Source organism: Ignavibacteria bacterium (genome assembly GCA_017303675.1).
GTDB lineage: Bacteria > Bacteroidota > Ignavibacteria > Tepidaquicellales > OLB5 > OLB5.
Genome location: JAFLBX010000001.1, coordinates 715,877 through 738,804 on the forward strand (window position 1 = coordinate 715,877; position 22,928 = coordinate 738,804).

Sequence of the window (22,928 nt, forward strand, 5' to 3'; positions counted from 1 at the left end):
TATTCCCCTTACTTTATTAAACTGATCTTTAATATTTTAAAAATTCCGTTATAACTGACCTTCAAAAAATAAATTCCCGAAGCAAGTCCGCCTGCATTTATAACCATGCTGTAAAAGCCGGTATTTTGCTCTCCTTCAAATAATTTCAAGGCTTCACGGCCAAGCTGGTCATACAGCTTTACTGTTACAAAACCGGCTGCGGGAATCTGGTATTTTACTGTTGTTACAGGATTAAAAGGATTGGGATAATTACTGAAGACCTCAAAACTTAAGGGCATTTCGTTTGTTACTTCTCCCGTGCTGACAAGTCCGCCGCAAATTGTGCCATCACCGTACAGTATACCGCCTCCGTTAATAATGCCCGCGCATATATCCGCGGTTGTTAAAACCCCGAGCGATGTCCCTGCATCAAGCGTTAGAACGCTTTGCGCCTTCAGCGGAATTAACAGCACAAGAAAAAATGTTATTGCTATTGTTTTCAAAGTTCTTTCCTCTGGTTCTACTTTTCGTTTTCAGTCATTGAAGCGTTCTTTACCCCGGAGAGCTCTTTTACAGTTTCTTCAAGGCGGGTAAGCTTATCTTTAAGCATGTTCAGTGACTGAATTTCCGCAGAAAGCTTTGTGTTCTCATTCTTCAGCTCATCATTTTGAGCTTGAAGCTCCTGAATAGCTTTTACCATCGGCGCAAAAAGATCATTGTATCGCATTTCATAATTGCCGTTATCATCTTTGGAGATAATTCCGGAGGTCTTTATTCCTTCTTCCATAAGGGTCTCTTCAACATCCTGGGCAATAAAGCCGTATTCGGTTCTTTTACCCTGATCATTTTTTCTGAAGTAAGATACGGGCCGAAGTTTGCTGATAAAACTCAGTCCAAGCTCTGAGCTCTTTATATTTTCTTTCCATTTTCTGTCGCTTGTGATAGTCCACGCAACCTGAACACCTGCATAGGATATCAGGGTATTGCCTATTCTAACCTGGTTGCTGCCGGTATTGCTGGGCACCTGGGCATCGCTGCCTATACCAATATTATTATTGCCGGCGGTCAGATTATATAGCGACTGGTTTCCGACTGCTGTGTTTTCATTGCCGGAAACATTGCCGTAGAGCGCAGTAAAGCCCAATGCAGTATTTCTGATCCCGGTTTGATTGCTGTACAATGAGTAATATCCAAAAGCAGAATTGTTATTCCCGGTTAAATTATTGAACATGGATTGCGTACCAACAGCAGTGTTCTGCAAAGCTGTTGTGGAATTGTAAAGTACCTGGTAACCCATTGCGGTATTATTATAGCCTGTTGTATTGCTGTACATGGTGTACCTGCCCAGTGCTGTATTCTGGTAGCCTGATGTATTCATCATAAGCGCCTGCGAACCAATACCGCAGTTTGCATATCCGGTTGTAAGCATGCTCAAAATATTGGAACCAACTGCAATATTATAGCTGCCTTCGCTTCCGGTACCGCTAAGCGTAAAGTTTCCGCTGTTTAACCCGAGGAAAAGATTTTCGCCTGAAGTGCCCGTACCTTTGTAATCATGCAGGAACCGCGATGAGCCTTTGAAGATTATTCCGGTACCTGATGAAATTGTGAGCGGAAGTACAAGGCTTCTGTTAAGCGAAAGATACCCAGTATTCTGCGCCAGCGAAAGATATGTTGCGGCTGTATCTCTGATTATAAACTGTCCGCCTGTACCAAGCTTGCCGTTAATGTTCTGGCTGAAGGCGGCTGCTGAAAAAACTATCAGCGCAATAACCGCTGAAAAAATGTTTCTGGTCAATTTCTGCATAAACCTGTTTTCCGTTAATTTTAAATGTTACCCCAATTTGCCTTAGAAATGATTCAAACATAAAACTAAAGTTTACACAGAACAAAGAAATTTAAAGCTCAAAATGAAAGATTTTATACGGGAATTAGCTTGAATATTGCTTAAATTTTACAGATTTTAACAATATTACACCTTCTAAAATGAAAGGTTTTTTATGGTAGATTCAGCATTTATAAATATCCTAAAATCATTTTCAAAGGCTGAGATAAGGGGTTTCAGCAGATTTGTAAGCTCACCTTATTTTAATACCAGCGCAAACACTGCCTTATTATATGAAGAAATAAAAAAATTCTACCCTTCATTCGGCGGCAAGGATTTCACACGTGAAAAGCTTTTTGCTGTAGTTTATCCCGGCAAAAAATACAATAAAGACCTGATGAACAGGCTCCTTTCAAACCTGATAAAGCTTGCAGAAAAGTTTATTTCCTTAGAAAGCGGCAGGTATGAAAAGCAGAACCTGCTCTACGGGTTAAGGCAAAAAAAGCTGTACGGTCATTTTCTTTCTGCAAAGAAAAAGTATGAAAAAAATTCTAAGCTGAATTTATTTGAAGATGAAGATGTAATGCAGCACCTGCTGCTGGATGATGAGTACGGCAATTACTTTCTTGATACCGATAAATATATCAACTGGGATCTTCATACAGATCTCTCGATGGAGTATCATTTAATTCATTTCCTTTACAAGGTTTCACAGGTCTTCCGCCAGAAAACATTCTACTCCACCCAAAAGGACAGAAACAGAAACGCGGCATTCCACCTGGAAGAGTGTATGGACCTGAAGAAGCTTTACAGCACGGTTAAAAGCTCTGAGATAAAGAACAAAGAGCTGATATGCCATTACCTTACTCTTGTGATTATGAACTCCACAAAAGATAAACAGCTGTATGAAGAAATAAAGACTTACATATTTTCAAATAAGCAGATAAACAGCACCAGGAGCATTTACATAGGCTATATATATATGCTTGATCTCCTTTCGGATGTACTTAAAAATACAACAGGCGAAGAACGAAGATATTACCTTAAGGAAAAGAACCTTGTTTATAAAAAAATCGAAAACGTATATTTTGCAACAGGCAAAGTAAAAATGCTTTTTGTTTTTTTCAGGAACTTCATTCTTTCAGGAATAAACACCGGAGACCTTAAATGGAGCGAATATGTATTCAATAAATATATCCGGGATGTAAGGGAAAAAGGAAATGAATCGGTTGGCAAATATTACGAGTCACTGATACTTTTCCATAAAGGAAAATTTGAAGAAGCACTCCAGAAGCTTTCGCTGCTTAAGTCAGAAAAATTCCAGATGGATAAGAACCTATATTTTTATGATATAAGAATATTAAGGCTGATGCTTTATTATGAGCTTAACTACCTGCAGGAAGCGTTAAGCAATGCTGATGCATTTGTGCATATGCTGAACAAAAGCAGCAAAATGCCGGTTGCCCATAAAGCTTCCGCTTCGTATTTTGCCTCAGGATATAAAAAAATTCTCGCCTGCAGAATGGATAACAACACTTCATCCCTGCCTGCTGCCATAAAGAAGATATCCGCTGAAAGAAGCTATTACGGTAAAACCTGGCTGCTGAATAAAGCAGCGGAAATGATGAGAAGATGATAAATTTCAGGTACATTTTTAAGGAACAATAAGGATTTTGTGCAGTTAAATTAAAGCATATTTATTTTGAATATGCATATATTTGTGAAATTACGGATTAAGGAATATGGATATAGCAATCGGTATTTGTCTCGGTTTAGGGCTCGCAGCAAGCTGCGGCTTCCGCGTATTTGTGCCGCTTTTGATAAGCAACATTGCCTCATTAACAGGCATTGTGAATATCGGCGGGGGATTTGAATGGATGGGTTCATGGCCGGCGTTCGCAATATTTTTGACCGCAACTATTGCGGAAATTGGCGCCTATTACATTCCTGTGCTTGATAATGCGCTCGATACAATTTCAGTCCCGCTTGCGGCAATTGCAGGTACACTGCTTTCGGTAACATTCATAACCGATGTGCCGCCGATGGTGCAGTGGACACTTGGTATTATAGTAGGCGGCGGCTCAGCCGCAGTGATAAAAAGCGGCGCAAGCATGGCTCGTTTGAAATCAACTGCTTTCACAGCCGGGTGGGCAAACTGGCTAATAGCGACATTTGAACATATAACATCGTTCGTTATGAGTGTGCTTACTGTGTTGATACCGGTTGTAATGGGTGTAATAGCTCTTGGTGTACTTGGATACTTTGGCTGGAGGCTTAGTAAAAAGAAGAACCATGATTCAAGGATTAAAAGATGAGCATGGTTTATATTATTTTCAATGGGGGCTAAAGCCCATAATATTTATTTTCTTAATCCACGACCTAAAGGTCGTGGCAACTCAACTAACATGGTTAAAGTTAGAGAATATGGTTAGGCAATCCTTAGAATACTCAGATATATGTCGTTTCGTAAAGAAATATTTTTTTAATTTGCCCAGCTCTCCTGACTGCTCCGGCAGTTTAGAGCGGGGATTAATCTTGCCCTCAACCTGTGGGGCTTTAGTCCCAGTTTAGTTCATAAAAATAGATTATTGGGGTAAACAACTCCCCGTTGCAGAGTTATATAAATTAGCGGTATCGAATAATCCGCACATAATAAAATCCTGAAAATATCCTCCCCCTTTACAAGGGGGATTTTGAACAAATGAAAAAATTTATATTACTTCTCGTTCTGCTTCCATTGTTCGTTAACTGCTCAAAGTTAAACGAGCTTACTTCCCGCGATTCGAAGCAAAAGAAAACCGGCAATACCGTTATCACTTCCGATATAAAGCCCGGTGAAAATACATATGGTGTAATAGCAGGCGTGCTGGAGTGGAAGGACCCGGGATTTTCGCCATTCAGCAGCCGCAACAGGAAAGATAAAGAGCTGTATACGCTGCTTAAATCACAGGGTATGAAGCCCAAAAATGTAAAGCTGCTTATAGATAACGAATCAACAGTTGATGCCATGAAAACTGCTGTGCTGGATGCGCTTGAAAAAGCGCCGGAAGGTTCAGAGTTTATTTTTTATTATGCCGGTCACGGTGTAAAAGATGATGACAGCAAGATATATTTCGCAAGCTATGATATCACAACAGGGAAATATAAAAGCACGGGTTTTGATGTAAGCTGGCTTGGTGATGCTGTACGCGATAAATTCAAAGGCAGGCTTGTTTGGCTGCTGGCTGACTGCTGTTACTCGGGTGCGCTGCTTGATGAAGCGGAGAGGATAAGCTCCGTGGGTAAGAATGTAATTGTGTTAACTTCAGCGGCATCGTGTAATATATCAACTGCCAACTGGACTTTTACACAATCAATAATTGATTGCCTTTCGGGGCTGCCCTTAGCCGACAGGAACAATGACGGAATAATTTCGATCAGTGAAACCGGCACTGAGCTTGGCGATGCGATGAAATACCGCGAAAGGCAGATGTGCGGTTTTAAGCTGTTCGGGGTAGATGAAACAAGCGCATTATCAAAATCAACCGGCAAAATTGGAACCGGGAACTCAGATTTCCGTGTTGGTTCATATTTTATGGCGCCAAAAGGCAATGATTTGGCAGCAGTAAGAATATTAAATGCGGATAACAACAAAATTGAATGTGAATTCTATGATTACAGCGATAAATCCACGGAAACATTTAACAAAAGCGAGCTGCAGCCGATACACTTCGTGAGCTTTTCTAACGGTGATAAGATAAAGGTTTCATGGGAAGGCAAGTGGTATGATGCGGAAATAAAAAGATCTGAAAATGACTTCTATTATATCAAGTATGATGGCTACGAGGATTTCTGGAATGAGTGGGTTGCTTATGACAGGATCAGAACAGGGAAGGAAAAAACTGTACAGGTGGAATCAAAGGGCTCATGGTATCCCGCGGAAGTGCTTGAAGAAAAAGACGGGAAGTATTTTATCCGCTACAATAATTACAGCTATGTTTGGGATGAATGGGTTGGTAAAGAAAGAATAAAATTCTGGGCAAAGTGAAGAATCTATATATGGATCCTTCGCTACGCTCAGGATAGACATTTGAAACCAAACTACCTACCTTTACGTTAAAGAAGAAAACCAAAATCAGACCATTAAAATCGAAATTATGTCATCATTTATCAGCAATTTACGGGAAAATAACAGGCTAAGTGTAACTGTTATTCTGGCAATGTCATGCCTTTTAAGCGTATCAATTGAAGCCTTCAGGGTATACTACTCAGGCTACAATACTTATTTATTTCTGATCTGGAATTTATTCCTTGCCATTTTACCGTATGTGATAAGTACATTGTTCCTGCTGTATTATAAGAAGATAAATTCACTGCTGCTTACGGGAATAATTCTTTCAGTGTGGCTGCTGCTTTTCCCCAATGCGCCCTATATTGTAACAGATTTTTTTCACCTCGATAAAAAAGCAGGAATACCATACTGGTATGACCTTGGAATGATACTTTCATTTGCGTGGAACGGTTTGATACTTGGATTCATTTCTCTTTATGATATTCAAACCGCATTAGCCAGAAAGTATAACGCTTTTAAAGGCTGGGCGTTCGCCATATTTTCGCTGGTGCTGGGCAGCTTCGGAATATATCTCGGCAGGTATGAGCGTTTTAACAGCTGGGATGTGTTAACAAATCCGGTGGAGCTGTTTGTTGATATAGCAAACCGTTTTATTCACCCAATGCAGCATCCGCGCACAATGCTGATGACAATATTATTTTCTGTAGTCCTGATCTTTGGATATGTAACACTGGTTATGATGTTTAAGCCTGGGCGAGCAGAAAAATAAAAATATGAACTTTCCTTCAAACCACCCCAAACTGAAACAAAACAATAGATGCGGCTCCCTTAGTCCATTACACGTCATAATGATCAAAACTTCGGAAATGGGATACCCGGATACTCAATCTCCATAATCCAGGATCCTGCCAACACCGCCGCAATGCTGTGTCATATCCATGATCCTGGCTGCAGGTGTGCCGTCAATAAGAACAGTGGGGTCACCTTCTATTATGGTAAATGTATTTTGCCCGCAGCATGAGTTAGGACTTTTATGAATTCCTGTATCTCCCATCCTTGCCGCAGGCTTATTCCTTACTTTAATTGTTGGGCTGCCTGTAGTAATGGGTCCTTTAACCGTATGCGGACATCCGGTACAGCCGTGGGAATCTTCCTGGCACCTGGCAATATCTCCAACTGCGGCATACATATCACTGTTTACAACATTGAACCTGTATGTTCTTTTTATTTTACTGCCATTTATTAAACACGTCAATGTAATTTCATTCGGTCCCAAATTACTGAATACGGGATAAACATAATCACCGGATTTTGTGCAGCTTTCAAAAGTCCCGCTCCACTCAATTTTATCAGAAACATCAGCTCCGGTAATGTTATCAATACCTGAGGCTGAAAAAACCCATCCGCTATTAAACACCGAAGGGCTGTATCCTGTAACATATATAATATTAACAGAAACGGTGGAAATACTTTTAAATGCTTCGTAATTTTTATCGGTGAAACTTAACAAAGGGAACAGTAAAAGGAAGATCAATAATTTTTTCATTTAAAGCTCCTTTCGGTATATGCGGTTAATTTTCTGCAGAGAATCCCGGAAAATATATAAATTTCAAACTGATCTTTTTATGATTTTCATTAATTGCAAATATGATAAATATCCATTTAAAAACCGTAAAAATTATGTTTGAAAAACCAGGTAATCGCTTTGAACCTCTATACAGGAGAAGATATTTTAAAAATAATTTCCTGTTTTAGTACCTTAAGTATTGGATTTAATGCTTAAATGCAAATAGTTATCTTTGCCTCTTACCATAAAATTACAAACATAAATACAAATATCGCTGATGGCAGATAATAAAATCATATTTTCAATGGTAGGCGTAAGCAAAACTTTTCCACCGCAGAAACAGGTATTAAAGAACATTTACCTTTCGTTTTTTTACGGGGCTAAGATAGGTATCATCGGTCTTAACGGCTCGGGTAAATCAACCTTGCTGAAAATAATTGCAGGTGTTGAAGATAACTTTGACGGCGAAGTACATTTTACCAAGGAGTATTCCATCGGGCTGCTTGAGCAGGAGCCGTACCTTGATGAAACGAAGACCGTAAAGGAAATAATCCAGGAAGGCGCGCAGGAAATTGTTGATATATTAAAAGAGTATGAAGAAGTGAACAATAAGTTCTCGGAGCCGATGGATGATGATGAAATGACGAAGCTTATCGAAAGACAGGGCGAGCTGACTGAGCTTATAGATCACCTTAACGGGTGGGAGCTTGACGCGAAGCTTGAGCGCGCAATGGATGCGCTCCGCACACCTGAAGGTGACGCGCTTATCAAAAATTTAAGCGGCGGCGAAAAACGCCGTGTTGCATTATGCCGGTTATTATTAAAAGAGCCTGATATACTTTTACTTGACGAGCCGACCAACCATCTTGATGCGGAATCAATTGACTGGCTTGAGCAGCATTTGAAGCAGTATAAAGGCACGGTAATTGCAATCACGCATGACAGGTACTTTCTTGATAATGTTGCGGGATGGATATTGGAGCTGGATAGAGGCGAGGGGATTCCATGGGAAGGAAATTACTCAAGCTGGCTTGAGCAGAAAACCAAAAGATTAGAGCAGGAAGAGAAGCAGGAATCAAAACGCCGCAAGACACTTGAGCGTGAGCTTGAGTGGGTAAGGATGTCCCCAAGGGCAAGGCATGCAAAATCAAAAGCAAGGCTGCAGAATTATGATACAATGATGAACGAAGATACCAAGCAGAAAGAAGAGAAGCTTGAGATATTTATTCCGAACGGTCCAAGGCTTGGCAACAAAGTAATTGATGCCGTAAAAATTAAAAAAGCCTTCGGCGATAAGCTTTTGTTTGATGACCTGAACTTTCAGCTGCCGCCGGCGGGAATTGTGGGTATCATCGGTCCAAACGGAGCGGGTAAAACAACGCTGTTCAGAATGATCCTCGGCACTGAAAAGCCTGATGCGGGCGAGTTTGAGGTTGGTGAAACCGTGCAGGTTGGCTATGTTGACCAGGCGCATGCTGAAATAGATCCCAATAAAACCGTATGGGAAGCAATATCAGAAGGAGCGGAATTTATTGAGCTTGGCGGCAAGCAGTTCAACAGCCGCGCGTATGTTTCGCGCTTCAACTTCAGCGGCACAGACCAGAGCAAAAAAGTCGGAGTGCTTTCAGGCGGTGAGCGCAACAGGCTGCATCTTGCGCTTACTTTAAAATCACAGGCTAATGTTTTATTGCTTGATGAGCCGACAAACGATATTGATGTTAACACACTCAGAGCCCTTGAAGAAGCGCTTGAGGATTTTGCAGGCTGTGCTGTGATTATATCACATGACCGTTGGTTTCTGGATAGAGTGGCAACGCATATATTGGCATTTGAAGGTGATTCCGAAGTTTATTACTTTGAAGGCGGCTACACCGATTACGAAGAGAACAAGAAAAAACGCCTTGGTGATATTGAACCGAAGAGGGTGAGATATAAAAAGCTGGTGGAGTAGTTTATAGTGTTGAGGTGAGGTGTTTTCTGAAATCTTTCCGGAGAAAAAATTCTGTTATATAGAAACATTTAAAAACATGTCGCTCCTACGGAGCTCTAAGAAAAATATTCTTACAAAGCTACAAACATATCGCTCCTAACGGAGCTTTATCAGACTAAGCAATTTATGAGCTGGAAAAAATTAAAAAGCGAATACATACTTAATTCCAAATGGCTGAAAGTACGGAAAGATACTGTCAAGATAAATGATGAGCTGGTTGTTAATGATTATTACATAATGGAAAATAAAGATGTTGCAATTATTTTTCCTGTTATAGATGAAAAACATGTAATGCTTAAGAAGGAATATCGCTACCCTATAGATAAAATAACACTGGAATTACCGGGCGGTACGTTTGATGAATCAAAAGAAGATGCTCTTTCTGCGGCAAAGCGTGAACTTCTGGAAGAGACAGGTTTAGGCTCAGATAGCTGGATAAACTTTGGTGAATTTTATGATTACCCTACAAAGGATACACATAAAATGCACCTCTTTTTGGCAAAAAATTGCATAAAAACGGCAGAACCAATAATTGACCCACAGGAAGAAATTGAGCTGGTAAAAATTCCGATTGATGAACTTGAAGAGTTAGTAAAAAATAACACTATAGAGGTAACTGGCTCAATGGCTTGTATATACAGGGCATTGTTGTATTTGAAGGATAAATAATTAACATATTGTTCGTCCAAAACCCTTGAATTGACTCTAAGCAAATATTACAAAAGTGCCGGTTTTTATTTATTTTTAAATTTATCATTTGAATTTCCTTCAGAATTACTTTTTCATCAATTGCTCAATTTTCTCCAGCAGCCATTGTCTTTCGTTTATATTAAATGTATTGGAAATTTCAGATTGTATCTTACTTAACGCTTCTTTATTGCCTGAAAACTTCAGCAGAGAGTTATAATATTTCAGAAAATTAGAATTTCTTTCTCTTTGCGCCATTGGAAGTAAATTATCCCTTGAAAGGAATTTCCGGTAAGTATCGGCAACATCCAAAGCCTCTACGAAGCGCTCCATTTCGAAATATATCATTAGAGTCAGGTTCTTAATATTTGTTTTGTGCGAAGCGTTGTTTAACGATGTTATTTTGCTCAGGCTCATCAGGGCTTCCTCATGCCTGCCGAAGGCCAGGCTGAGCCTTGCGCGCGAAATGCATCCGGGATTTATTTTATATTCCGGATTTAGCTGCGGCTCATATTTCTTTATAAAATTTTCGCACCAAACAAGCTCCTTCATCTGGATAGCCACAACAACTATGTTAATAAAAAGCTGCTCATCAAAGTAACCCCCTTTTTCTGAGGAACTGTATAGATTATTTTCTAAAATAATTTTATGCAGTTCAAATCTTTCCTTCATATAATCAGCGCTGCCTTTATAAAACTGATCGATTGCAAACGCTGAGAGCGCTGACATGGCATTAAAACGGTCTATCCATACAATCTTTTCCATTTCGTCAACAAGCAGCTCCTTTGTTTTCAGGTAATATTCAGGCTTGCCTTCCTTCAGCATAAGAGCTTTATTAAATACCAGGCTGAGAAGCGTTGAATTGTATTTTTCGTAGTTTTCCTTCAGATACTCAAATAATATATCCATAAACTCAAATTCGTATTCAAAATTTACGATCTTTTTCTGTGTGTCAACAAGGCTGAACTCTTTTAAGATCTTAATGAAAAAGAATGTTAATATTGACCTGTATTTTGTGTAAGCTTCCTGTTCGGGCAGGTCTTTGTAGTTAAGGAATCTCTGGTTACTAAGCCAGTGGGCTTCCCTGAAAGACTGCATATTATACTTGCTCAGAAAAAAGTTTTCGTTCTTATATTTTACCTTTTCAAGATTACCTTCTGCCGCTTTTAACTTCCTTAAAAAAGGTCCCTCGATGTTTCTTTCTTCAAGCTCTCTTAATATCCGTGTTTCTTCTCCCAGCGGTTCTTTGCGGTACTGGATGTATCCTAAGTAATCTTCTGCAAGATGTGTGAGGTTAAAAATTAATGTTTTCACGAAACTTTCGTTATATTTTGCCCCGGGAAAAAGCTTTTTGAACATTGACTCTTTATTCAGCAATTCATCTTCAAAATCAGGAAAGCTCAATGCCAGGTAATCATACAGCCTGGTAACAGATTCATTTTTATTAAAGAAGGGTGAGCGGACATAATCACCGAATTCCCTGAACTCCTGTGAAGATAAACTGCCAACAATTTGCAATAAGCTGCTCTTTAACATTCAATTTTTCTTTTATTTTGGGGATAAATTAATGTTTTTTTCAGACATTCTAAAGAATTGAATTTATCCCATACCTAAGGTGCAAAACTTCGTTCAAAAAGTTTCCGCAGAAGAAGTGTATTAAACCAGCCGCAATTTTGTTTCCATATAAATTTATTGATTTCCGCATTATTTAAACAAATTCAGATTTGAGCCTGCATTTTACCGTATTCAGCGGGTTCATATTCATTCATTTAGTTTCTTTGCCGGGGCGTGTATTTGAGTATATTTTTGTAAGAAAGAATTAAACGAGGTGCAAATTGAAAATTGAAAAATTCTACGCTACGCATGGAGATACCGAAGGAGATATTGATCTTCAATGGGAGCCATCAAAGGATTCTAAATATTATGTACTGGAAATGTGTATGAAAAAAAACGGAAATCCCGGTTGGAAAACCATAGACATGGTTTCAAGATCAAGCTATAAAGTTACCGGTTTAAAGAAGAATGTCACTTATAGCTTCCGGGTTGCAAGTGTTACTTCAAAAGGGCAGGGCAAATGGAGCAGTGAAATATCAAAAAGAATATAAAAATTTTAACTAATTAAATAATTAAACAAATCTAAAAATGAAAACAAATTTATTCACGCTATTTTTAATTGTAATTGTAATACTGATGTTTAATGCCGGGGTTTCAAGTGCACAGGTTGGTGAAATATGGACTCAAAGATATAATGGACCTGCGGACAGTACGGAATTTTTAAGTGCGATGACAGTTGACCTGGAAGGAAATGTATATGTTACGGGCAGCAGCATTGGCAGCAGCGGAGCTTATTATGATATTGTTACTATCAAATATAATAATAACGGTTCTGTTCAGTGGCTGCAAAGATATAACGGACCTGCGGACAGTACGGATATAGGAAATTCAATAATTGTCGATGGTTCCGGAAATGTTTACATAACGGGAGAAAGTTATGGAGTCGGAACAAAAAGCGATATAATAACCATCAAATACAACTCTTCGGGTGTACAGCAGTGGCTGCAAAGATTTAATGGACCGGAAAATATGCAGGATGAGGGAAGACAAATACTCCTTGATGCTTCGGGTAACCTGTTTGTAAGAGGTGTTACATTAACCGGCGCAACCAGTTATGACTATATTGTTCTGAAATATAATTCGTCCGGAATGCAGCAATGGATGAAAACTTATAACGGTACAGGAAGCTCGTCTGACTCACCTTCTGACTTAAAGATCGATGCTTCGGGTAATGTATATATCACGGGTTACAGCACAGGTGTTGGTACCGGATATGACTGGTTAACAATTAAATATGACCCAACCGGCACCCAGCTATGGGAAAAAAGGTTTAACGGACCCGGAAATTCAACGGATGTAGCAAATTCACTTGCTGTAGATGCCTCCGGAAACATTTACGTAACAGGTTTCACCGGCGGTAACGGAACAGGAAATGACATTACAACAATAAAATATAACTCTTCAGGAATTCAGCAGTGGATACAAACTTATAACGGACCCGGAAATGCAAATGACAATGCAAGATCTTTGGTTCTTGATGCGGACGGAAATGTATATATCACAGGTTACAGCGCAGGCGTTTCCTCAGGGTCAGACTATACGACAATAAAATATAACTCTTCAGGCGCTCAGCAATGGCTCGTAACTTATAACGGACCCGGAAACGCCGGTGAAGATGCATTTTCTTTGGTTCTTGATGCTGCCGGAAATATTTACATCACAGGCTCAAGCGTTGGCAGCGGTACAGATTATGACTATGCGACAGTAAAATATAATCAATCGGGTGTTCAGCAGTGGGTGCAAAGATATAACGGAACCGGAAATTCATATGACGAATCAAGACCTTTGGCAATTGATACTTCCGGAAACGTGTATGTTGCCGGAACCAGCCGGGGCAGCAATACCGCCAGAGATTACGCAACGATAAAATATTCACAGACAATTGGCATTCAAAATATCAGCAGCGAAATACCCAAAGGTTTCTCGCTTTCACAGAATTATCCTAACCCGTTCAACCCGGTCACCAATATCCGTTTGAATATTGCTAAATCCGGGTTCGTTTTGATGAAAGTATATGATATCACAGGAAAAGAGGTTGCTGTACTGGTAAATGAAGATCTTTCAGCGGGTGTTTATAATGTGGATTTCGATGCTTCCATGCTTTCATCAGGCACATATTTTTACAGCATGGAAACAGCCGGTTTCCGCGATGTTAAAAAGATGGTGGTTGTAAAGTAACACAGAAACAATCAGTTTTGTAACGTTCTTTATCCCTCCTTCGTCAACGAAGGAGGGATCTTTAATTTACGAGTTCTTTCAGCTCTGCTGTTTTTCTCATGAACCAGTCTTTACGTGCTGCAAGATACATCTTTGCAGATTTTTCCAGCTCTATAATATCATTAAGTGAATACTTTTCCGGGTTAGCTTTGATTTTAAACAGCTTTTCAAGCACCATAACACGTGAAGTTAAATGCAGTTTCATCTGTTCGTTAAATTCTGCCGCATCCTTCATAAAGTGTTTCATGGAGTCTATGGCAGAGAGTCCCTGCTCAACATACCCCAGGTTATAGTATGCAACCAGCGCCACCATTTTTACCGAATATTTCGCCTGGTAATCAGAAAACTCAACATCACGGATATATTCAAGTACTTTTTCGTTATTTCCTTTTGCTTCTTCAATAATCGCCATTGAGTATGCAAAGGAACTTTTCCTTTTACTCTCTTCTATATCCGGCAGGTGCTTATTTATAACTTCTATCGCGAACTCAAGGTCTCCCATAATTACAAATACTTCAATGATATTCCTGAAAACACCTGCCTGCAGCGGCGCCAGGCCTTCTGTGTTGAACTTAACATTGGCAAGCTGCGTTTTCCTGATAAAAGCCAGCTCTTTTAAATTTTCTTCTGAGCTTGAAATAACATAATTGTTAAGTATAAAATCAAAAAGCGCCGATGTAAGGAACCATTTTTCAGAATTGGAATAGTTGCCTATACCGCTGATGATAAAATCCTTAAGCTCCCTGTAATTCTCATAATTTTGAGGTTCCCTATAAAGCTTCATCAGCCTTATCTGCAGGCTGATATAATTATAATGTTCCGCCTGGAGCCCTTTAATTTCCTTCAGGAAATTTTCGAAATTAAAATTCCTGTAAAACGCTTCTGTAACATTTATTTCGGGTATATAGTTAAGCTGGTTCTGCAGGTATTCCATGCCCGCAATATCTTTTTTTATCGTAGCAATCATATCGCATGTGCTGAAAATACTCATCGGATACAATGTAACTGAGGCCCCGGTATATTTGCTTTTTATTGTATAGTGTTTGTGAAGGGTTTCAAGCAGCCTGCCGCGGTTGCGGTAATACCCTGTGCTTAAAACAGAATATTCCGTTTTCTCTTCAAGCTTATTATATTCTGAAAGAAAAAGCTTTTCGAGTGAGTGTTTATTATAGTTCTTAAGCCTGTTCAGCGCATCTTCAAATTCCCTGCCGGGCTCACCTTCCACGGGATTCACAGCAAGGAATTTTTCGCACAGCCTGAAAAGCTCGCTGAGCAGGTTTTTCATAATGCCGTAATTGTATTTTTTGCCGGGATAGATCCGCTTAAACAGATCTTCTTCATGCAGCGGTTTTCCGGATTTTTTCTGCAGGTACATTCGAAGCAGCTTAAAGAGCTTAACCACAGCCTTGTTCGAATTATAATACGGCGACTCAACAAACAGCTCAAAAGATTTAAGCTCAGCCGGTGAAAGTGCTTTTATAACTTCGAATGATTTATTTTTTAACATAGTTTGTGCGCGGTTAAAAATTAAAAATATTTCTGTTTAAGCTCTTCAAGCTTTTCAAGATACCACTCCTTTGGATTTATACCGGAAGATCTAACGAATTCGCTATGTTTATCAAGCTTTCGTACATCATATTTTTCAGGTGAGGAAGATATTTTAAACAACCCTGTATAAGCCCTGATGCTGTCGTTGAGCTTTTTCCTGAAATCAGGGTGCAGCTCCCCGGTATCGGCAACGAATTTTTTGAATGTATCGATCATAGAAAATCCCTGTTCAAACAGTCCAAGCTCATAGCAGCACCTGAGGTACAGAAATTTAGTCCGGAGCTTTATATGAAAATCAGCCTGGTCCGTAAGGGCAAGCTCTTTAAGGCTTGATTCATAATCCTTTTCCGCAGCAAAAATATATGCCCTTGCAAGCCTGTAGGCTACATCCCTCACAGAAGGATCAACATCCTTTCTGAACTCTTCGGCAAACCATGATACATACCCGGTATCGCCAAGCCTGATGCCTGAAAGCACTGTATCAAGATACACGGCAAGGAAGATATATCCTGTATCTTCGCTGTTCATTTTTACCAAAGAGAACATTTTTTTAAGAATATTGTATTTTTCTGCATAAAACTCCCTGCTTCCTTCAGAAGCTCTTTTTTCGGCATATAAGAGAAGATAGTTGTTTATAAGGGTATCAAGCATTTTGTTTGAATACAAATCAGCATTACTGAATATCACATCACGCAGCCTGTAATATATTTCATCGTTATTGCTGCCTGAGAGAAGCTCTATCAGATTCAATCTTAACAGTATATCATCCTTATGTTTAACAGAAGAGTTTTTTATGAACTCTGAAAAATCCCTGATATCAAGGCGCGCTATAAATTCCTCAAGAAGATCTGTTTGCGGCCTTTTATTGGCTGAGTGTTCCGCAGCATACCGCATTGCGTATTCATCAGTAAGTATTGAAATGACGTGCGGAAAGATATGTTCAATAACCAAAAGTCCGTTCTGAACATATTCATTCAGACTGCTTCTGCTTCTGTGAAAATCCTTTTCGGCTTCAAAGATCCTGCTTAAGTTATAATAATAGCTGCCGCTGATCTTTGCGGCTTCGATCTTATTTTTTGTTTTAGCCAGGGTGTGCCTGAAGTGGTCATCAAGACCTCTTTGCTCAAGCTCACCAAGCAGTACAAACTGCTGGTCTATTCCGTTTATTGTGTTATTGTTTAGATTGATCACAAGGAATTTTTCAGCCTGCTTAAAGAGCTCGCTCATAAGGTTCTTCATGATCCCGTAGTTATACTTTTTTCCTTTAAAGATCTTTCCGTACAGAATTTCTTCGGTTATTTCACCGGCTTTTTTACCGGTTAATGTTTTTTTTATTTCATTAAAAAGCTTGACCAGGGTTTTATTTGAATTGAAAAATGGTGACTGCAGGTAGAGGTAAAACAGCTTCAGTTCATGCTCATTAAAAGTTGAAATAACATCAACAGCTTTATTTTTTATCATGATTTTTTATGAAAATTATCGCTTCAAAATACGCAAAATTTAAACAAATTTCACGTTTTTTTAAGATTACCTGTTTTAGAGTTTTGTGAAAAACCGCATAAAAATTCTTTGAAACGGGGCAGCCTGACAGGCTAACTTTGTATCAGTTAAAAAATCCGGTGGGGACCGATGTTCGATCTGAACAGAATAATTCAATTTTAGGTAATTCTCCATCTCCAAATCCCACCGGAGATACGCTGAAAAAGGACCTGTCTGCAGAATAGCAGACGGGTCTTAAAGGCGGTATAAAAAATTTTTATAAATTCTATTAAGGAGAGATACATGAAAAGTATAATAACAATAATTGCGATAATGATCATCTGCTCGCCGCGTGACACAAGCTCACAGGTAAGCCAGCAGTGGGCAAAAAGATACAATTCAACCGGTACGGCTAATGATTACGCCAGGGCAATTACTTTTGACGCAGCAGGAAATGTATACGTAACAGGCTCGGCAAACAATGATTACTTAACGATCAAATATTCGCCCTCTGGTGATACCCTGTGGAAAGCTGTATACAGCGGACCCGCAAACGATAACGATACTCCGAAGGATATTTACGTTGATGCTGCCGGAAATGTTTACATAACCGGCTCCAGCTTCGGGAACAGCAGTGAAACTGATTATGCAACAATTAAATATGATGCAAACGGTAACCAGCTTTGGGTTCAGAGATATAACGGAACAAATAACGATAACGATGAGGCGGTAAGCGTGGCAGTTGATGGTTCGGGGAATGTATATGCCGGCGGCTGGTCATCAACGCTGAGCGGCAGTACTGATTTTGTGATCGTAAAATATTCACCCGCTGGTTCTCAATTATGGACAAGAACCTATAACGGAACATCAGGCGGGAATGAATTTATGAGTAAAATGATAATTGATGCTGCCGGAAATATCTATGCCGCAGGCAGAAGCAGGGGTGTATCCAATGATGATTTCCTTACGGTAAAATATAACAGCTCGGGAACGCTGCAATGGGCATCCAGGCTGGACGGTAACGGCAACGGAAATGACGATGCGGTATCGCTGACAGTAGATAATTTGGGTAATGTTATTGTTACCGGTTACACTTTGGGCAACGGAACAGCAAAAGATTACACAACCGTAAAATACAATAATGCAGGTGTTCAGCAGTGGATAAAGAACTATAACAGGATCTCAGCAAGCGAAGATGTACCGGTTGGAATAGTTAATGACCAGCAGGGAAATGTTTATATAACCGGTTACTGCACGGGGCTGAATACAACATCGCTTGATTATATGACAATTGCCTATAATTCCAACGGTACTCAGCTTTGGGCAAAAAGCTTCAACAGCGGACTGGTTGGCGCTGATGATAAAGCTTCTTCAATTGATATCGACGGCTCTGGTAATATTTACGTAACGGGCAGCACAATAAGCAGCGGAAGTGATTTTGATTTTGGTACGGTAAAATATTCACCGGCCGGAGAAGTACAGTGGACAATTTTATATGAGAACATTGTTGCCGTGGATGACAATGCAGTAATGGTGAAAGCAGATAATAACGGTAATGTATATGTAACGGGTTTATCATCGGGATTTTCAGGGGTTGATTTTATGACAGTAAAATACTCGCAGCCCATCGGTATAACGCAGCTCGGCACTGAAGTGCCGGAAGGTTTTTCCCTGGGGCAGAACTACCCTAACCCGTTTAATCCGGTGACAAATATCAGGATTCAAATGCCAAACAGCGGATTAGTAAAGCTTACTGTATTTGATATTACGGGCAAAGAAACTGCGGTATTGATTAATGGAAATCTGAGTGCGGGAACATATAATATCGATTTTGATGCATCACATCTTGCATCAGGAACATATTTTTACAGGATGGTTGTTGGTGACAACACCCACAAAGGGGAAAATGGTTTTACCGACGTAAAGAAAATGATTTTGGTGAAGTAGTGAAATGTCAAACGTGAAACGTGAGATGTGAGACAAATGAAATTTTAGAAAAATTAAACAATACAGGTCTGTACAAAAGGAGTAAACAAAAATGTTAAACAAAACAATTGCAACTTTCATCTTAAGCATAGCGCTTATAGCGGGATCGCTGCATGCGCAGATGTTCTGGAACCAGGCAGCAAAGTTTGAAAATGGCGGATACATCGCCTGCCCAAACACGCTTTCGCTGAATATAATTGGCAGCCTGACAATGGAGGCGTGGGTTTACCCCACTGTTAATTCCGGGGTAAGGTATATCATATTCAAGGGGAACGCATCCAACGGTTACTATCTTAGACTGAATTCAAACAACACGGTATCACTTGGAACTAACGGTACCAACAGGATAACAAGCACGGCGGTAATTCCGGCCGGTAAATGGAGCCATGTTGCAGGGTCGTACGATGTTTCAATTAATGGTTACAAATTGTTTGTGAACGGTCTTGAAGACGCATCTGTGATAAGTATAATTAACAGCACGCCTAACAATAACACCGATTCATTATTGATAGGTAAATTCGGGGCAAACACTTTTACAGGTTTGATGGATGAAGTGCGGATATGGACAAAGGCAGTAAATCCTACCATGGTAAGAAGAAGTTTCAGAACATCACTTTCAATTTCAAACGGGCAATATGTATCGCTGCTGTTTTCAATGCCGTTCCAGAGAATAAACAGTTCGGGTACATCATTTACGATTCAGGACCTTTCACTTAACCCTATCTCGGTGAATCCCACATATAACCGCGGTGTAACAGCGGTTGATCTCAGCAGCAGACCTTCGGATTATTTAAGCGGGAACGAATCACTGGTTTTTGAAGGAAACAATGATTCTTATGCCGAAATAGCAACCAATTCCCTCAACAGCATTACCGGCGCTATGACAATTGAGGCATGGATAAATATAACAGGCTCTTCGGCAGTAAATCAATACATAATCCATAAAAATGCGCCCGGCGGTAACGGCTACAGGCTAATGGTGAACAGCTCACAGAAACTAAGTTTTTCAATTAACAATTCCGTTTTCAACAGCGGCTCTGCTGTAATTGAATACAACAAATGGTATCATGTAGCATGGGTTGTTTCCGCATCGGGCAGTTCCTCGCTCTATATCAACGGCAATCTTGATGCATTCTACGGATCATCGGGTACACCGGCAGCAAATCCCGAACCGGTATATATAGGCAGAGGGCTAAAGGGCAACATTGATGAGTTGCGGGTATATAAATTTGAGCGCTCAGTTGGTGATATTAAAAAATATATGTTTGAATCCATGGATGAAACAAACGCTCCTGCGGGTGATTGTTTTGTATTTAATTTCGATGGTTCTGCCTGGGCACAGAAAAACTTTCAGGTTTATACATTAAACGGAAATACTTTCTTATCAAATACTGCAGCATTTAACAGTACTTCAAGTCCGCTTGTAAGAGCTGATAATATTAATTTTCGTGAAGGATTCTATAAAAAGGTTTCAGACCGCAGGATCCCGGTAACGGGCACGCAGGGCGGAATGACTGATGATTCAATATTTATTCCGGATAATGTAAACATCAATGATGTAAACCTGTATCTGAGTTTTAACCATGGCGCAGCGGAGCAGCTTGTTGTAACGCTTATTTCACCAACCGGTCAAAGTTACCAGTTTATGAACGGTTACGTGAGTCCTGCTTTGGGTAATAATTTCACAACAATTTTTGATGACCAGGCTGACAGCATTCTGGCAAACAACAAATATTATAACCTTCTTCCGCGGGTTAAGACGACCGGCAGTATTAACAGCGCTTTCACCGGGAACAGTTCCGCCGGAGTATGGAAACTCAGGATCAATGATGTCTCGGGGCTGGAAATTGGATATTTAGCTGCATGGGGAATTCAGATCAACAACTCACCCGTAATCGGCATACAAAACATTTCAGGTGAAGTACCGGAAAGATTTTCCTTAGGGCAGAACTATCCGAATCCGTTTAACCCAAAAACAAATATCAGGATCCAATTACCAAACAGTGGTTTTGTGAAACTCACAGTATTCGATATCACGGGCAAAGAAACTGCGGTACTTGTGAATGAAGAACTGAGTGCGGGCGCGTATAATATAGATTTTGATGCATCGCAGCTTGCATCAGGAACATATTTTTACAGGATGGAAACTGCAGGATTTACTGATGTTAAAAAAATGATATTACTGAAATAATGCGATTATTTTTGAAACCCATGCCTGCATACAGTATGATCGGTTCTACAGTTGGTAATGTAATGTATCAATCTGAAAGATTTTATTGTTGTACATAAAAGTATTTAAATAAAAAATAAATCCGGATACCCGCCTTCGCGGGTATGACAAAGAAAGAAAACTATGAAAACAATAATATTAATAATTTTAATCGGATTAACGATAGAGTGCACTTCGCAGATAATGCCTGAGCCATCATATATAAACCAGTTATGGAAAGCGGAATTTGGCGCAGAGAACCAGAAAGGTATGACAGTTGATGCTGCCGGAAATATTTATGTTATCGGTACGATTTTTAACGAAAGCTTTGACTGGCTGATAATAAAATACAGTCCTTCCGGTGAAAGGCTTTGGTTTACGCAATTCAATGAAGATTACGGCGGCGATCGTGATGATATACCGCATGCAATAGCTGTTGATAACTTAGGCAATGTATACGTTACGGGTGAAAGCTATTATTTATCAGCTGATTACCTTACTATAAAATATAATTCCCAGGGAACTGAACTGTGGCAAAAAAGATACGGCGGCCCGGGTCAGGATATTGCACTGGGAATTGCGCTGGACGAGAACAGAAATGTGTATGTCACCGGAAAAGAAATGACAAGCGTTAACCTTAACTGCGTAACTTTAAAATATTCTTCAGGCGGAACGCTCCTGTGGGAAAAATCGTACGACGGTCCTTCCGGCAATTACGATATGGGAAAAGTAATTGCCGCTGCTTCAGACGGAAGCATCTATGTTGCAGGCAGCACTGAAACCCCTGCAAACGGGTATGACTATTTGCTTATTAAGTATAATTCATCGGGAACAGAACAATGGGTAAGGACTTTTGACGGTCCCGCGCATGGAACTGATGGTGTCAGAAATATGGTACTGGGGTATAACAGCAGTATTTTTATTACAGGAATAAGTGAAGGCGCAGGAACAGATTATGATTACCTTACAGTAAGGTATAATGCAGCCGGATATATTCAGTGGTCAAAAAGATATAACGGCCCTGTAAACGGAGAAGACCAGGCAGTATCACTTGCGGTTGATGATATCGGGAATACATATGTAACGGGATACAGTATGTCAAATTTGGGATATGACTATGCAACCGTAAAATACAGCCTTAACGGAACTTTCCAGTGGTTAAAAAGGGAAGATGGCAGCAATGCATCTGATGATTATGCCGGTGATATTGCTGTTGATGATGACGGTGATATATATGTAACGGGTCATTTTAAAAAAGCCAACGATAACTACCTGATGGCAACGGTAAAATACAGCTCTTCGGGCAGCCAGAAGTGGGTCAAAAAATATAATGTTTCGGGGAAGGTAAGTGAAGGGAGGAATATTTTTGTTGACGGATCTGAGAATATTATTATTGCCGGTATGAGCGACCAATCCGGAAGCGGCCACGGATGGTACGAGCAGTTTCTAGTTGTAAAATACACACAAAATCCGTATATAATTGTGAACAGAAACGGAATACCCACTGAATTCTCGCTTTCGCAGAATTATCCTAATCCTTTTAACCCGGTAACAAAAATATCTTTCAGTATCCCTGATAATTCGTACACAAGGCTTACGGTGTATGATATTTCAGGCAAACTGGCAGCTGAGCTTGTTAACGGTGTGCTTGAAGCAGGCTCGTATAATATAGATTTCAATGCATCGCAGCTTGCATCAGGAACATATTTTTACAGGATGGAAACTGCAGGATTTACTGATGTTAAAAAAATGATCCTGATAAAGTAAAAAAGCTGC

General features: G+C 39.9%; 17 protein-coding genes. 11 read left to right on the plus strand and 6 right to left on the minus strand.

Annotation, left to right across the window (positions count from 1 at the left end; translation table 11 throughout):
* Positions 1-8: 8 nt before the first annotated feature.
* Positions 9-482, minus strand: a complete 474-nt coding sequence (locus J0M37_03255) for a T9SS type A sorting domain-containing protein (protein MBN8584085.1) — start codon at positions 480-482, stop codon at positions 9-11.
* 17 nt (positions 483-499) lie between these two features.
* The gene (locus J0M37_03260) at positions 500-1,777 is read right to left on the minus strand and encodes a tail fiber domain-containing protein (GenBank protein ID MBN8584086.1); all 1,278 of its coding nucleotides are present in this window, start codon (positions 1,775-1,777) and stop codon (positions 500-502) included.
* Positions 1,778-1,979: 202 nt separating this feature from the next.
* On the opposite strand from J0M37_03260, the gene J0M37_03265 reads away from it, so the two are divergent.
* The 4 genes from J0M37_03265 to J0M37_03280 all read left to right on the plus strand — a co-directional run bounded on the left by J0M37_03265 (position 1,980) and on the right by J0M37_03280 (position 6,624).
* Positions 1,980-3,440, plus strand: a complete 1,461-nt coding sequence (locus J0M37_03265; protein ID MBN8584087.1) for a hypothetical protein — start codon at positions 1,980-1,982, stop codon at positions 3,438-3,440.
* A 118-nt stretch (positions 3,441-3,558) separates the two neighbouring features.
* The gene (locus J0M37_03270; protein MBN8584088.1) at positions 3,559-4,119 is read left to right on the plus strand and encodes a DUF4126 domain-containing protein; all 561 of its coding nucleotides are present in this window, start codon (positions 3,559-3,561) and stop codon (positions 4,117-4,119) included.
* Between the two features lie 386 nt (positions 4,120-4,505).
* Entirely contained in the window at positions 4,506-5,831 is a 1,326-nt protein-coding gene (locus J0M37_03275) for a caspase family protein (protein MBN8584089.1), read from the plus strand.
* A gap of 109 nt (positions 5,832-5,940) precedes the next feature.
* Entirely contained in the window at positions 5,941-6,624 is a 684-nt protein-coding gene (locus J0M37_03280) for a DUF1361 domain-containing protein (protein ID MBN8584090.1), read from the plus strand.
* A gap of 114 nt (positions 6,625-6,738) precedes the next feature.
* Here J0M37_03280 and J0M37_03285 read toward each other — a convergent pair whose 3' ends face one another.
* On the minus strand, positions 6,739-7,044 hold the full coding sequence (locus J0M37_03285) for a PAAR domain-containing protein (protein MBN8584091.1): 306 nt from the start codon (positions 7,042-7,044) through the stop codon (positions 6,739-6,741).
* Positions 7,045-7,699: 655 nt separating this feature from the next.
* On the opposite strand from J0M37_03285, the gene ettA reads away from it, so the two are divergent.
* Together ettA and J0M37_03295 are read left to right on the plus strand one after the other, a co-directional pair.
* Complete coding sequence (gene ettA, locus J0M37_03290) at positions 7,700-9,373, plus strand: energy-dependent translational throttle protein EttA (GenBank protein ID MBN8584092.1); 1,674 nt, start codon at positions 7,700-7,702, stop codon at positions 9,371-9,373.
* A gap of 165 nt (positions 9,374-9,538) precedes the next feature.
* Positions 9,539-10,081 (plus strand): NUDIX hydrolase, encoded by a 543-nt coding sequence (locus tag J0M37_03295; protein ID MBN8584093.1) that lies wholly within the window; start codon positions 9,539-9,541, stop codon positions 10,079-10,081.
* A gap of 105 nt (positions 10,082-10,186) precedes the next feature.
* On the opposite strand, the gene J0M37_03300 is transcribed toward J0M37_03295, so the two are convergent.
* Entirely contained in the window at positions 10,187-11,635 is a 1,449-nt protein-coding gene (locus J0M37_03300) for a hypothetical protein (GenBank protein ID MBN8584094.1), read from the minus strand.
* A gap of 299 nt (positions 11,636-11,934) precedes the next feature.
* Between J0M37_03300 and J0M37_03305 the strand changes: the two genes are divergently transcribed.
* Entirely contained in the window at positions 11,935-12,204 is a 270-nt protein-coding gene (locus J0M37_03305; GenBank protein ID MBN8584095.1) for a fibronectin type III domain-containing protein, read from the plus strand.
* A gap of 37 nt (positions 12,205-12,241) precedes the next feature.
* On the plus strand, positions 12,242-13,891 hold the full coding sequence (locus J0M37_03310) for an SBBP repeat-containing protein (GenBank protein MBN8584096.1): 1,650 nt from the start codon (positions 12,242-12,244) through the stop codon (positions 13,889-13,891).
* 61 nt (positions 13,892-13,952) lie between these two features.
* Here J0M37_03310 and J0M37_03315 read toward each other — a convergent pair whose 3' ends face one another.
* Both J0M37_03315 and J0M37_03320 read right to left on the minus strand, forming a co-directional pair.
* On the minus strand, positions 13,953-15,437 hold the full coding sequence (locus tag J0M37_03315) for a hypothetical protein (protein MBN8584097.1): 1,485 nt from the start codon (positions 15,435-15,437) through the stop codon (positions 13,953-13,955).
* Between the two features lie 20 nt (positions 15,438-15,457).
* On the minus strand, positions 15,458-16,939 hold the full coding sequence (locus tag J0M37_03320; protein MBN8584098.1) for a hypothetical protein: 1,482 nt from the start codon (positions 16,937-16,939) through the stop codon (positions 15,458-15,460).
* A 321-nt stretch (positions 16,940-17,260) separates the two neighbouring features.
* Here J0M37_03320 and J0M37_03325 point away from each other — a divergent pair, with 321 nt between their 5' ends.
* The 3 genes from J0M37_03325 to J0M37_03335 all read left to right on the plus strand — a co-directional run bounded on the left by J0M37_03325 (position 17,261) and on the right by J0M37_03335 (position 22,919).
* Positions 17,261-18,904: an SBBP repeat-containing protein gene (locus tag J0M37_03325; protein MBN8584099.1), complete on the plus strand. Its 1,644-nt coding sequence runs from the start codon at positions 17,261-17,263 to the stop codon at positions 18,902-18,904.
* A gap of 91 nt (positions 18,905-18,995) precedes the next feature.
* Entirely contained in the window at positions 18,996-21,134 is a 2,139-nt protein-coding gene (locus J0M37_03330) for a T9SS type A sorting domain-containing protein (GenBank protein MBN8584100.1), read from the plus strand.
* A gap of 162 nt (positions 21,135-21,296) precedes the next feature.
* Positions 21,297-22,919, plus strand: coding sequence for an SBBP repeat-containing protein (locus J0M37_03335; GenBank protein MBN8584101.1), 1,623 nt, complete (start codon positions 21,297-21,299; stop codon positions 22,917-22,919).
* The last annotated feature ends 9 nt before the right edge of the window (positions 22,920-22,928 follow it).

Bases quoted from the DNA above. Each gene is read 5' to 3' on its own strand.
- J0M37_03265 (MBN8584087.1), top strand. From the start codon at position 1,980: ATGGTAGATTCAGCATTTATAAATATCCTAAAATCATTTTCAAAGGCT.
- J0M37_03275 (MBN8584089.1), top strand. From the start codon at position 4,506: ATGAAAAAATTTATATTACTTCTCGTTCTGCTTCCATTGTTCGTTAAC.
- J0M37_03280 (MBN8584090.1), top strand. From the start codon at position 5,941: ATGTCATCATTTATCAGCAATTTACGGGAAAATAACAGGCTAAGTGTA.
- J0M37_03285 (MBN8584091.1), bottom strand. From the start codon at position 7,044: ATGTATGCCGCAGTTGGAGATATTGCCAGGTGCCAGGAAGATTCCCAC.
- ettA (MBN8584092.1), top strand. From the start codon at position 7,700: ATGGCAGATAATAAAATCATATTTTCAATGGTAGGCGTAAGCAAAACT.
- J0M37_03295 (MBN8584093.1), top strand. From the start codon at position 9,539: ATGAGCTGGAAAAAATTAAAAAGCGAATACATACTTAATTCCAAATGG.
- J0M37_03300 (MBN8584094.1), bottom strand. From the start codon at position 11,635: ATGTTAAAGAGCAGCTTATTGCAAATTGTTGGCAGTTTATCTTCACAG.
- J0M37_03310 (MBN8584096.1), top strand. From the start codon at position 12,242: ATGAAAACAAATTTATTCACGCTATTTTTAATTGTAATTGTAATACTG.
- J0M37_03315 (MBN8584097.1), bottom strand. From the start codon at position 15,437: ATGTTAAAAAATAAATCATTCGAAGTTATAAAAGCACTTTCACCGGCT.
- J0M37_03320 (MBN8584098.1), bottom strand. From the start codon at position 16,939: ATGATAAAAAATAAAGCTGTTGATGTTATTTCAACTTTTAATGAGCAT.
- J0M37_03325 (MBN8584099.1), top strand. From the start codon at position 17,261: ATGAAAAGTATAATAACAATAATTGCGATAATGATCATCTGCTCGCCG.
- J0M37_03330 (MBN8584100.1), top strand. From the start codon at position 18,996: ATGTTAAACAAAACAATTGCAACTTTCATCTTAAGCATAGCGCTTATA.
- J0M37_03335 (MBN8584101.1), top strand. From the start codon at position 21,297: ATGAAAACAATAATATTAATAATTTTAATCGGATTAACGATAGAGTGC.